This window comes from Mesorhizobium sp. B1-1-6, assembly GCF_006443035.1.
GTDB lineage: Bacteria > Pseudomonadota > Alphaproteobacteria > Rhizobiales > Rhizobiaceae > Mesorhizobium.
This window is the reverse complement of sequence record NZ_VFWR01000004.1, coordinates 84,527-97,074: the sequence shown is the minus strand read 5'-3', so window position 1 is coordinate 97,074 and position 12,548 is coordinate 84,527. Positions and strand designations below refer to the sequence as shown.

General features: G+C 62.6%; 11 protein-coding genes. 9 read left to right on the top strand and 2 right to left on the bottom strand.

Annotation, left to right across the window (positions count from 1 at the left end):
- Positions 1-27 precede the first annotated feature (27 nt).
- The 7 genes from FJ979_RS09610 to FJ979_RS09580 all read left to right on the top strand — a co-directional run bounded on the left by FJ979_RS09610 (position 28) and on the right by FJ979_RS09580 (position 8,541).
- Positions 28-1,683 carry an ABC transporter substrate-binding protein gene (locus tag FJ979_RS09610; protein WP_140580717.1) on the top strand — a complete coding sequence of 552 codons (1,656 nt, stop codon included), beginning with the start codon at positions 28-30 and terminating at the stop codon, positions 1,681-1,683.
- A 171-nt stretch (positions 1,684-1,854) separates the two neighbouring features.
- On the top strand, positions 1,855-2,724 hold the full coding sequence (locus FJ979_RS09605; protein ID WP_140559338.1) for a DUF427 domain-containing protein: 870 nt from the start codon (positions 1,855-1,857) through the stop codon (positions 2,722-2,724).
- An 80-nt stretch (positions 2,725-2,804) separates the two neighbouring features.
- Entirely contained in the window at positions 2,805-3,569 is a 765-nt protein-coding gene (locus FJ979_RS09600; protein ID WP_140551121.1) for an SDR family oxidoreductase, read from the top strand.
- Between the two features lie 450 nt (positions 3,570-4,019).
- Entirely contained in the window at positions 4,020-4,994 is a 975-nt protein-coding gene (locus FJ979_RS09595; protein ID WP_140580715.1) for an ABC transporter substrate-binding protein, read from the top strand.
- A 76-nt stretch (positions 4,995-5,070) separates the two neighbouring features.
- Positions 5,071-6,156: a glycine betaine/L-proline ABC transporter ATP-binding protein gene (locus FJ979_RS09590; protein ID WP_140580714.1), complete on the top strand. Its 1,086-nt coding sequence runs from the start codon at positions 5,071-5,073 to the stop codon at positions 6,154-6,156.
- Positions 6,153-8,129: an ABC transporter permease subunit gene (locus FJ979_RS09585; RefSeq protein WP_140580712.1), complete on the top strand. Its 1,977-nt coding sequence runs from the start codon at positions 6,153-6,155 to the stop codon at positions 8,127-8,129. The genes FJ979_RS09590 and FJ979_RS09585 overlap by 4 nt, the downstream gene beginning before the upstream one ends.
- A 34-nt stretch (positions 8,130-8,163) precedes the next feature.
- Positions 8,164-8,541 (top strand): GFA family protein, encoded by a 378-nt coding sequence (locus FJ979_RS09580; protein WP_140580710.1) that lies wholly within the window; start codon positions 8,164-8,166, stop codon positions 8,539-8,541.
- A 7-nt stretch (positions 8,542-8,548) separates the two neighbouring features.
- Here the strand turns inward: FJ979_RS09580 and FJ979_RS09575 are convergent, their stop codons facing one another.
- Positions 8,549-9,907: an NAD(P)/FAD-dependent oxidoreductase gene (locus tag FJ979_RS09575; RefSeq protein WP_140514713.1), complete on the bottom strand. Its 1,359-nt coding sequence runs from the start codon at positions 9,905-9,907 to the stop codon at positions 8,549-8,551.
- Between the two features lie 262 nt (positions 9,908-10,169).
- Here FJ979_RS09575 and FJ979_RS09570 point away from each other — a divergent pair, with 262 nt between their 5' ends.
- On the top strand, positions 10,170-10,892 hold the full coding sequence (locus FJ979_RS09570) for an XRE family transcriptional regulator (protein ID WP_140580709.1): 723 nt from the start codon (positions 10,170-10,172) through the stop codon (positions 10,890-10,892).
- A 112-nt stretch (positions 10,893-11,004) separates the two neighbouring features.
- Complete coding sequence (locus FJ979_RS09565) at positions 11,005-11,373, top strand: endonuclease domain-containing protein (protein WP_140580707.1); 369 nt, start codon at positions 11,005-11,007, stop codon at positions 11,371-11,373.
- A 129-nt stretch (positions 11,374-11,502) separates the two neighbouring features.
- On the opposite strand, the gene FJ979_RS09560 is transcribed toward FJ979_RS09565, so the two are convergent.
- On the bottom strand, positions 11,503-12,543 hold the full coding sequence (locus FJ979_RS09560) for a DUF3445 domain-containing protein (protein ID WP_140497883.1): 1,041 nt from the start codon (positions 12,541-12,543) through the stop codon (positions 11,503-11,505).
- Positions 12,544-12,548 lie beyond the last annotated feature (5 nt).

The following is a 12,548-nucleotide window of genomic DNA, read 5'->3' as shown; positions in this document are numbered from 1 at the left end:
GCCCCAAGACAAGCGAGGATTGCAGCCATGCCGAAGCATTTCGAGAGGATCGACATCGCCCGCCGGAATCTCACTGCAATCGAAAATTCCGCTGTCGACGAATTGCTGGCCGGCCGGCTCGACCGGCGCGATTTCCTGCGCCATGGCAGCGTTCTCGGCCTTTCGCTGCCGTTCTTGGGCAGCCTTGTCGCCGCCGCCGGTCTCGGCACGCAAGAAGCCCGCGCCGAAGGCAAACCGGGCGGCACGGTGCGCGCCGGCGTGGCGACGCCAGGCGGGGCCATCGATCCCGTCACCTACTACGACAGCGGCAGCTACCAGCTGGTTTTCCAGACCGCCGAATTCCTCTGCGTCACACAGCCGGACCTCACGCTGAAGCCGGTGCTGGCGGAAAGCTGGTCGCCGAACGAGGACGGCAGCGTCTGGACGTTCAAGCTGCGCAAGGGCGTGAAATTCCACAATGGCGAGGACTTCAAGGCCGACGACGTCGTCGCGACCTTCGACCGGCTGGCCGACCCGGACGGGGCCTCGAACGCGCTTTCGGTGTTCAAGGGCCTGCTGTCGAAGGGCGGCACCCGGAAGGTCGACGACCACACCGTCGCCTTCCATCTCGACGTGCCGAACGGCAGCTTTCCCTATTCGGTGTCGATCGACAACTACAATGCCGTCATCCTGCCGGCGAGCTACAAGGGCGACTACGAAAAGACCTTTGAAGGCACCGGCCCGTTCCGGCTGGAGAGCTACACGCCGAAAGTCGGCGCTACCTTCATCCGCAACCCCGATTATTGGGGCGAGAAGGCGTTGCCCGACCGGCTCGAGTTCAAATTCTACGGCGATGTCCAGCCGCGCATCCTGGCGCTGCAGGCCGGCGAAGTGGACATTCTCGACGCCGTTCCGCTCGATGTCAGCCAAGTGGTGCTGAACAGCCCCGACATCACCGTGCTGCGCGTCGCCTCGACCGCGCACCGCCAGCTCCACATGCGCTGCGACATGGCGCCTTTCACCGACAAGCGCGTGCGCCAGGCGCTGGCGCTGTGCATCGACCGTTCCAAGCTGGTGGATGGGCTGTGCCGCGGGATGGCGGCGACCGGCAATGACAGCCCGTTTGCGGCGGCCTTCCCCGCGACCGACAGAACGGTGCCGCAGCGCGCCCAGGACATCGCCAAGGCCAAGCAGCTTATGGAAGCCGTGGGCCTCAGCAGCGGCTTCGACATCACGCTGACGACGCTGCGCTACTCCGACATTCCCGGCTACGCGCAGCTGTTCCAGAACTTCGCCAAGGAGATCGGCGCGCGCGTCTCGCTCAACATCGAGGACCAGGACAAATATTACGGCAAGGCGGTGTTCGGTCAATCGGACTGGCTGGACAGCCCGCTCGGCATCACCGACTACGCCCATCGCAGCGTGCCGAACGTCTTCCTGAAAAGCCCGCTGGTCAGCGACGGCCCGTGGAATGCGGCGCATTTCAAGAGCGCCGCCTATGACGGCATGGTCAATTCCTATCTCAAGGCGCTCGACATCGGCGCGCAGCGGGCGGCGGCGTCAGACATCCAGAAGCTGCTGCTCGACGAGACGCCTGTCATCTTCAGCTATTTCCCCGACCTCCTGGTGCCGGTGCGCAAGAATGTCAGCGGGCTGCCGCCGATCGCCGCCGGCCTGCTGCTCGACCGGGTGTCGCTGGGATAGAGGCTGGATGGACAATTTCTGCTTTCGGGCGGCGAGGCTATCCGCCAGCGGGGCTGCGAAGGGCGATGGGGGGCCATCGTTCGAGCCGCTCGACTCAGGAGAAGCCCGCCGCCCGGAAACCCACTCCGAGACGACTCAATCCAGGTCCATCTCGCTTTGCGCCAGCACTCTATGACAAAAGAAAAGAAACGGGAGACTACCATTCGCAAGCCTCATTTGCGCGGCCGCGGGCCGCATTTTCCCTTGCTCGACACGATCGTGCAGTATGAGTTCGAGCCCGGCTACGTCGCCTTCACCATGCCGATGCAGAAGCGGCTGCGCGTGCAAGTGGGATCGATGATCGTCGCCGACACGACCAGGGCGCTGGTGTTCTACGAATCCGATCACCTGCCGGTCTACTATTTCCCGATGAGCGACGTGCGCGAGGAATTCCTGCTGCCGAGCAGGACGACGACGGAAGATCCGTTCAAGGGCCTGGCCACGCACTACTCGCTCAACACCGGCATCACGCTGGTCGAGGATGCCGCCTGGCGCTATCTCGACCCGGTCAAGGGCTGCCCACCGATCGCGGACTACATGTCCTTCTACTGGCCCAAGATGACGCATTGGTATGAGGAGGACGAGGAGATCTTCGTCCACGCCCGCGACCCGTTCCGGCGGGTCGACTGCCTGCCGTCCTCACGGCGGGTGCAGGTCATCCTGGACGGCGAGCAGATCGCCGATTCACGGCGCGGCGTGTTCCTGTTCGAGACCGGCCATCCGGTACGCCATTATCTGCCGATCTCCGACACGCGGCTCGATATGTTCGCGCCCAGCCGCTACATCTCGCGCTGCCCCTACAAGGGCATCTCCAACTACTATCACGTGACGACGGGCAAGAAGCGCCACGAGAACCTCGTCTGGTATTATCCCGAGCCGGTGCATGAGGCGGAGCGCATCAAGGGCCTGGTCTGCTTCCATCACGAACTGGTCGACAAGATCCTGGTCGACGGCGTCGAGATCCCGAAAGAAGCCACGGCCGCCTCCGACGGCTATTTCTAGCCGTGTCGCAATGCCCGCGCTGAAGGCTTGATCGGAACGCGGGACAGCGCATACCCTCCCTGAAGCAGGGAGGGTTATCGATGGATCTTTTCAAGCTGGACGGCGATGTCGCGCTGGTTACCGGTGCCGGCAGCGGCATCGGCCAGGCAATCGCGATCGGATTGGCGCAGGCCGGCGCCGACGTCGCCTGTTTCGGCCATGCATCGAAGGGCGGGCTGGAGGAGACCGCACAGCGTATCACCGCGCTTGGGCGCAAGGCGCTGGTGCTGACGGGCACGGTGACGTCCGAGAGCGATCTCGCGGCGGCGACCGACCGCGTCGAGAGCGAACTCGGCGCCCTGACGATTGCCGTCAACAATGCCGGCATCGCCGGATCGGAGCCGGCCGAGACAATGGCCCTGGAGACGTGGCGGAAGGTGCACGAGGTCAATGTCGCCGGCGTGTTCCTGTCCTGCCAGGCCGAAGCGCGCAAGATGCTGGCGCGGCGCAAGGGCTCGATCGTCAACATCGCCTCGATGTCGGGCACCATCGTCAATCGCGGGCTGACGCAGGCGCATTACAATTCCTCGAAGGCCGCCGTCATCCACATGTCGAAGAGCCTCGCCATGGAGTGGGCCGACCGCGGCCTGCGCGTCAATGTGGTCAGCCCGGGCTACACGCTGACGCCGATGAACAAGCGGCCGGAGGTGGCGGAAGAGATAAAGATCTTCAAGCGCGACACGCCGATGGGGCGCATGGCGGCGCCCGAGGAAATGGTCGGGCCGACCGTGTTCCTGGCCAGCCGCGCGTCGAGCTTCGTCACCGGCCTCGACCTGATCGTCGATGGCGGCTACGTCTGCTGGTAAGGTGGCTCGGCAGGTGGGTTGGGTGCGACCTCGCCTGCGGTCCGAATTATGCATCCAGCAAAGCCTTAGTCGTTGCGCGCGATGAACGTTGGTATATATAATTTCATCCCATGAAACCGTCCTGGCGATGGGGCTTGCCGGGCCGATAGCCGAGGTCAGGGGACCCTGATGGCTCGCATTTTGCAGGGCGCCATAAGGCTGGCAATCGACCGGCAGGTGATCGCTGTCGTAGCGATGCGTCGGCAGCTATGACGCCGACCCTCTCAGCACCATTTCCGCAAATCAAAAACTCAGCACAATCCCGCCTGCGCCGGTTTTGGCCGCGCGATGGCGGAAACGGCCTTGCGCAAAGGCAGGTCTTTCCAACACAATCAAGAAAAAACCCAACAAGGGCAGAAAGACGCAAGAAGGGAACGAACGATAACCGTCACAGCTTGAAGGAGAACAAGCATGTCATTTCGGAGCAGAGTTTCTAAACTGTCCCTGGGCGCCGCCGCGCTCGCGGCACTGAGCCTGCCAACGCTTTCCGTCCACGCCGCAGCCCCTGAATCCAACGACCCCATCAAGATCGCGCTGTTCGACTGGACCAGCGTCAACCTCAACGCCAAGATTCTCGGCGGCATTCTCGAAAAGCTCGGCTACACCGTCGAATATCCGACCGCCGATTACCTCTCCAGCCTGACCACCGGTCTCACCAATGGCGACCTCGATGTCGGCCTGGAATTCTGGGACACGACCGCCGGCGAGGCGATGAAGGCTTCCGATGCCACCGGCCAGACCGAGCGCCTCGGCAAGCTCGGCCCCAAGGCCAAGGAAGAGTGGTGGTTCCCCGAATATATGAAAGAGAAATGCCCCGGCCTGCCCAATTGGGAAGCGCTGAAAGACCCGAAATGCGCCGAGGCCTTTTCGACAGCCGAGACGACACCCAAGGGTCGTTATCTCGGCGGTCCGGTGACCTGGGAGGGTTTTGACGACGAGCGCGTCGAGGCACTCAAATTGCCATTCACAGTCATCCACGCCGGCACCGACGCGGCGATGTTCGCGGAGCTGGATTCGGCCTATCAGCGCAAGGCGCCGATCATGCTGTGGATCTATTCGCCGCATTGGGCGCCGGCCAAATACAAGGGCGAGTGGGTCGAATTCCCCGAATACACGCCCGAATGCTACAGCGACCCGAAATGGGGCACGAATCCCGATGCCAAATATGATTGCGGCAAGCCGCATGGCGAGATCTGGAAATATGCCTGGAACGGCATGAAGGACAAATGGCCCGTCGCCTACAAGGTGGCCAAGGCCTACACGGTCGACACCGACGAGCTCAACAAGATGAGCGGCGAGATCGACCTCGGCGGCAAGACGCCGGAGGACGTCGCCGCCGCCTGGATCGCCGTCCACGAAGCCGACTGGAAAGCCTGGGCACAGTGATTGCTCCGACTGGAGAATGAGACCCGGCCGTCGATCGGCCGGGCCTCAATCGTCGATATTCCAGAAGGACGCTTGAATGCCTGACAAGACCGAACAGGGATCAAACGTTGCGGGCGCGCCAAAGGATGCCCGCCCGATAAAGCTGGCCTGCCGCAATGTCTGGAAACTGTTCGGTTCGAACGCGGCCAGTTTCATCCGCGAGCGCGACGGCAAGGCCAGCATGGCCGATGTCGCCGCTGCCGGACTGGTCGGGGCGGTACGCGGCGTCGATCTTGAAATCCGCCAGGGCGAGGTCTTCACCATCATGGGGCTCTCGGGGTCGGGCAAGTCGACCCTGGTGCGCTGCATGTCGCGTCTGGTCGAGCCGACGCACGGCAAGGTCGAGTTCGAGGGCAAGAACCTGCTCAAGATCTCGGATGCAGCGCTCATCGAACTCAGGCGCCACCGCATGGGCATGGTGTTCCAGAATTTCGCGCTGCTGCCGCATCTCAACGTGCTGGACAACATCGCCTTTCCGCTCAGCATCCAGGGGCAGGACCGTGCGACGCGCGAAGCACGCGCCCGCGAAGTCATCGAGCTTGTCGGCCTGCGCGGCCGCGAGCATTTCTATCCGCGCGAACTTTCAGGCGGCCAGCAGCAGCGTGTCGGCATCGCCCGCAGCCTGGCGACCAAGCCGGAGATCTGGTTCCTCGACGAACCGTTCTCGGCGCTCGACCCGTTGATCCGCCGCGAGATGCAGGACGAGTTGATGCGATTGCAAACCATGCTGCACAAGACCATCGTCTTCATCACCCATGATTTCGACGAGGCGACAAGGCTGGCCGACCGCATCGCCATCATGAAGGATGGCGAAGTCATCCAGATCGGCACGCCGGAGGAACTGGTGGTTAATCCCGCGACAGACTATGTCGCCGAATTCACCCGCGACGTCGACCGCGCCAAGGTGATCTCGGCGAAGAGCCTGATGCGCGCCTGCGACGGCGCCGAGCATGGCGGCACGGTGGCGCCGGAGGCCAAGATTGCCAGCTTCTCGGCCAGCATCGTGGCGGGCGGCAGACCGTTCGCGGTGATCAACGGCAGCGGCAAGCCGATCGGCGAGGTGACGCCGCAAGCGGTGATCGACCTGCTCGCCGGCATCGAGAGGTCAGGAGCCGGTGCATGACAGTAACGGCAAGCGCCAGTGGGACGAGGCCGCGACCGGCGCAGACCCGGCTGCTGGTCTGGGCCGCAGCGCTTGGCGTGGTGCTGGTCGTGTTCCTGCTCCAGGACAGTCTCCCCTGGGCCGTCAATTATCCGGCCGAGGCGATCGTGCCGGTCGCCGACTGGATCAGCGCCCTGATGCGCTGGATAAAAATAAACCTGTCATGGCTGACGCGGTCGATCACTGCCGTGCTCGGCGTGCCGCTCGACTTCGCGCTCGACCTTCTGGCTAAGAATTTCAAGATCGGCCACGGCGCCGACGCCTATGTGCTGCCGCGCCTGTCCTGGATCGGCATCTGCGCGGCGGCCTTCCTCGCCGGGCATGCCGCTGGCGGTCGCAAGCTCGGCATGCTGGTCGGCGGCTGTTTTCTCTACATCGCGCTGTTCGGCCAATGGACCAGCGCCATGCTGACGCTGGCGCTGATTTCCATCGCCGTGCCATTCTGCATCGCCACGGGATTGTTCGTCGGCATCTGGGCCTGGCGCAAGCCTTGGGCGGAAAGGCTGATCGTCTCCCCTGCCCTCGATCTGATGCAGACCATCCCGACCTTCGCGTACCTCATCCCGATGCTGCTTCTGTTCGGCAACAGCCCGGTTTCGGCGATGATCGCCACCGCCATCTTCGCCGCGCCGCCAATGGTGCGGGCAACGATGCTCGGCCTCTCGCGGGTGCCGTCCGAGATCGACGATTTCAGCGAGATGGCCGGCTGCACGGCGCGGCAGAAACTGTGGCGCGTGCTTTTGCCGTCGGCGCGGCCGACGCTGATGGTCGGCGTTAACCAGGTGATCATGCTGGCGCTGAACATGGTGATCATCGCCTCGATGATCGGCGCCGGCGGGCTGGGTTATGACGTGTTGCTGGCGTTGCGTGCGCTGAAGGTCGGCGAAGCCATGGAAGCGGGGCTGGCCATCGTGGCGCTGGCCGTCGCGCTCGACCGGTTGAGCCAGGCCATCGCCGCCAACCATGCAAAAGGTCACGTCCACCGGCAAGTCCAGCCCGCCTTCTGGCGGCGCTATCTGACGCTGGCCGTCGCCATCCTGATCGTCACCACACTGCTTGGCCTCTTCGTGCCTGCCTTTGCGGCGGTGCCGAAGGCGATCACCTTCACCACCGCGCCATTGTGGAAAGCGGCGGTGAATTGGGTGACGATCAACTTCTTCGATGTCATCGAGGCGTTCCGCGTGGCGCTGATCCTTAACGTGCTGAACCCGGTGCGCGCCTTCTGCGAAAGCTTTCCGTGGCTGGGCGCGGTATTTCTGCTCGGCCTTGCCGGCTATCAGCTTTCCGGCCTGCGCCTGGCCGCTCTGGTGGCAGTGCTGACCGCCTTCTGCTCCGTCACCGGGCTGTGGGAAAAGACCATGGCGACGGTCTATCTCTGCGGCATCTCTGCTTTCATCGCTTGCCTGATCGGCATTCCCATCGGCCTGATGGCCGCGCGCAGCGATCGCGTCGAGAAGGTGATCACGCCCGTCATCGATACGCTGCAGGTGCTGCCCTCCTTCTGCTTCATCATTCCGGTGGTGATGCTGTTCCGCGTCGGTGACGTCACCGCGATGATCGCAACGATCGCCTTCGCCGTGGTGCCGGCGATCCGCTATACCAATCACGGCATCAGGCAGGTGCCGCCGGCGCTGATCGAGGCGGCCAAGGTTTCGGGCTGCACGCAGCGCCAGACCTTTTTTCGCGTGCAATTGCCGCTCGCGCTGCCCGAGATCATGCTGGGCGTCAACCAGACGATCCTGATGGCTTTGGCGATGATCATCATCTGCGCCATGGTCGGCACCCGTGATCTCGGCCAGGAGGTGTTCATCGCGCTGTCAAAGGCCGATTCGGGCCGCGGCATCGTGGCAGGGCTCGCCATCGCCTTCATCGGCATCGTCGCCGACCGGCTATTCAATGCCTGGACGGCCAAGGCACGGGCGAGGCTGGGTTAAAGCTCAACCGGCGAACTTATCAAGGGAGGAAGACATGACCAGCAGGATTGCCCGCTGCACCTGTGGCCAATTGCAGATCCGCTGTCCGCAACAGCCGGCCAAAATATCGCTTTGCCACTGCCTGGACTGCCAGCGGCGCACCGGCAGTCCGTTCGGGATAGCGGCTTTTTTCGATGCCGACGCGATCGACATCGACGGCTCATCCCAGATATTCCGGCGCAATTCCGACAGCGGCTTTCCCGTCACGTTCCACTTTTGTGGAAACTGCGGCTCGACGGTGTTCTGGTATCCGTCGCGCAAACCGGAGGCGGTCGCTGTCGCGGTCGGCTGTTTCGCCGATCCGTCTTTCCCTGCACCGACGCAAGCCGTCTATGGCGAAAGCCGCCACGACTGGGTCGTATTGCCGGCCTGACGGCAAGCTACTCCGCAGCGACGCCCTTCACTTCCAGATAGCTCTCCATCGAATCGTCTAGCGCCTGAAGCCAGGGCGTATGGTGCAGCGGCGCCATGGTGCCGGTCATCAACGAGCGGTAGGAATGGTCGCGGAAGCTCATGATGTCTTCCACCTTGTGGTGCTCCCATTCCATGAAGGTCTGGTTGACCGCCTCGACGTCGAAGCCGGGATAGTCGGTCTGGTCCATCAGTTCCTTGGTGTAGTCGCCCTGGAACCAGATCATCTGCTCGGCGTCTTCCAGCGTCTCCTCGCGCGCCCGCCATCTGGCGCCGTGCTCGGCCATTGCCTGCGCGGACGGCAGCTTGATGCGGCCCATGATCACGTCGCGCGCGAACCAAGCCTGCGCGTCGAACATGTTGAAAGTGTAGAACTGGTCCTGCATGCCGATGTAGAAAAGCTTCGGGTTCTTCTCCCAAACGACGCCTTCATAGAGATCCAGCGGCCACATGCGGTTGGCGGTCTTGAGCTTCAGGTCGTCGGTGAGGAAAGGGAAGGAATGGAGATAGCCGGTGCACAGGATGATTGCGTCGATATCCTTGGTTGAACCATCCTTGAAATGCGCGGTCTTGCCGACGACCTTCTGGAGCAGCGGCACCTCTTTCCAGTTCTCAGGCCATTTGAAGCCCATCGGCTTGGAGCGGTAGCTCGAGGTGATCGACTTCGCCCCGTATTTGTAGCACTGCGAGCCGATGTCCTCGGCCGAATAGGAGCGGCCGATGATCAGGATGTCCTTGCCCTTGAATTCCATCGCGTCGCGGAAATCGTGGCTGTGCAAGATGCGGCCGTTGAAGGTCGAGAACCCCTCGAAATAGGGAACGTTTGGCACCGAGAAATGCCCGGACGCGACGACGACATTGTCGAACTCTTCCGAATAGGTGACGTCGTTGGTGCGGTCATGCGCGGTGACGGTGAATTTCTTCGTCTCGTCCGAGAAGGTCACCATGCGCACAGGACTGTTGAAGCGCACCCATTTGCGCACGCCTGACTTTTCGACGCGGCCCTTGATGTAGTCCCACAGCACGGCGCGCGGGGGATAGGAGCCGATCGGTCGGCCGAAATGTTCCTCGAACGTGTAGTCGGCGAATTCCAGGCATTCCTTCGGCCCGTTCGACCAGAGATAGCGATACATCGAGCCGTGCACCGGATCGCCATGCTCGTCGAGGCCGGTGCGCCATGTATAATTCCACAGGCCGCCCCAGTCGGACTGCTTTTCGAAGCAGACGATCTCGGGAATGTCTGCCCCTTTGTCGGCCGCTGACTTGAAGGCCCTGAGCTGTGCTAGGCCGGACGGTCCGGCCCCGATGACGGCAACGCGAGTGTTCATTTCCGGGCCTCCATTTTTTTGATTTCCCCAGCGAAACAAATTTCACTGGCAGTGACAGTAATTGGCCCTTCGGCACTGTCAACAGTCATCTGCGGGAGCGGCGTTTGCGCAAGGCGGATTCCTGGCGAAGAACCCGCATTGGCCGAAATCGCGGGATTGGCGCATGCGACATAAGACGGCTTGCCGACGCGGCTGCGCTCATGTATCGCCACCGAACATGTTCACCTTGAGTGAAATAAATCCGCGAAGTCCGGGGGGCGACATGGCGAAAAACGCTTCAAATCCAAAGGCCGGTGCTGGAGCCGGCGGCGCAAAGGCAAAGCCGCTGCCAAAGGTCTCGGTGGACGGGAAGACCATCCGCGCGCCGCTTACCCAGAACCCGCACGCCATCCGCGACACGCGTGAAAAGGTGCTGGAAGTGGCGATCGGCCGCGAGGTGCGCGCGTTCCGCAAGAAGCTCGGCATCACCGTCGCCGATCTGGCGGTCGCCACCGACATTTCGCTGGGCATGCTGTCGAAGATCGAGAACGGCATCACCTCGCCGTCGCTGACCACCTTGCAGGCGCTGTCGCGGGCGCTGGGTGTTCCCGTCACCGCCTTCTTCCGCCGCTTCGAAGAGGAGCGCAGCGCCGTTTTCGTCAAGGCGGGCGAAGGGTTGGACGTCGAGCGCCGCGGCACGCGCGCCGGCCACCAGTACAATCTGCTTGGCCATATCGGCTCAAACACCAGCGGCGTCGTCGTCGAGCCCTATCTGATCACGCTGACCGAGGATTCGGACGTGTTCCCGACCTTCCAGCACGAGGGCATGGAATTCCTTTATATGCTCGAGGGCGAGGTCATTTACCGGCACGGCAGCAATCTCTATCCGATGAAGCCCGGCGACAGCCTGTTCTTCGACGCCGACGCCCCGCACGGACCGGAGCAGCTGACGAAACTGCCCATGCGCTATCTGTCGATTATTTGCTATCCGCAGAGCGCGGGTTAACGGGGCTCGATTTCCTTTTTTACAGCATTGGCGATTGGCGAAAGCCGAAGTGACATCCGATCTCCCCCCTTGAGGGGGAGATGTCCGGCAGGACAGAGGGGGGCGAACCGCGATGACGCATAATCTCGTATCCTCCAACAACCGCCGCAATGCGCGCAGGATGCGCAAGGTGATGACCGACGCCGAACTCAAGCTCTGGAATGAGATCAGGGCACGTAGGTTGATGGACTGGGGTTTTCGGCGCCAGATGCCTATCGCCGGCCATATCGTCGATTTTGCATGCCCGGACAAAAAGCTGATCGTCGAGCTTGATGGTTCCCAGCATGGCCAAGCCGAAGCGTTGGAATTGGACGCTGCAAGAACCGCCAAGTTCGAAGCCCTGGGCTGGACCGTCCTGCGCTTCTGGAACGACGATGTTATCCGCGACATCGACAGTGTCTGCCAGCATGTCGTGATTGTGGCCGGGCTGGGCGGCGGGTGAGTTTCGCGGAGCGTTAGAGGTTGGACATTGGGCAAGGCCTGCGCTCCACGGCGCCCCCCTCTGCCCTGCCGGGCATCTCCCCCTCTTGGGGGGAGATTGGCTGCTTGGAGGGCAGCGTCAATACAGCAATCAATCCGGCCCGAATCCCGGGCTCGTCGCACTGCCATCATCCAATTTCGACAGCCACTCGACCAGTGTCGGGCGGTAGCGCGTCAGCCCCTTGTAGGTGGCAAGCTCCTCGGGCAGGTCGCGGACGACGCGGTGCAGGCGGCGCGCCCATTTCGGTTGCGTCACCAGCTCGTCCATCTTGATCAGGTAGCAGCGGATCGGGAAGACGATGGCGTTGGAGCGCGGCAGGCGCCAGAAGCTCTGCAACTCGACCCGCAGATGCACCTTGTCGCCGACATTGTCGGGCGTCACCGTCGCCCGGTCCGGGCCCCATTTGTGATAATTCTCGGGGCTGGTGTCGAGGCGCGGATTGACGGTCATGGTCCAGTTCAGGCGACGCGCCGGCTTGCCCTGCTGGATGTTGATGAGGAACTTCAGCGCCCTGACGAAAATCCCCTTTTCATGTGCCAGCGGTACCGGCGCGTGCCACTCGAAGAAGTTCATGCCGATGTCAAAATCGAGCGACCAGTCGGCCTGGGTGGTGACCATTCCGGCATCCATCCAAAGATTGCCGTCGCGCTGATCGAGGATGCAGAAATCGCCCTGGCTCTGGCGGGTGATGTACTCCATCGGCCCGTAAGGCAGCGTCGTTGTGTCGCCGAAGGTGAAGGTGTCGTCGATGCCGAGCGGCCGGTTGATCCAGCGCCAGCGATCGCCGTCTCGGGTCAGCGTGAAATGCTCGGGATAGCCCAGCGCCTGCTGCTCCATCAGAAGTTCGAGCAGATCCCAGCCGGCGAGCGTCATGTGCGGCAGCGACTGGCAGCGCAACGGATCCTCGGCCAGGACCAGAGCGCGGTCCTGCATCTCGGCGACATAGTGCTCATCGACATCTATCAGGTTTTCCAGCACGCTGCCCTTCGGACCGACGACATGCGGCTCGATGTTGACCGCATACATGTAGCTGTCTTCATGGAACGGAAACGGGAACCGCCTGATGTGCTCAGGGCTGTTCCTGAAGGTGAAGTCGTCGCGAAACGTTTCCTTGCGAAAGGTGATGCCCAAGCTCG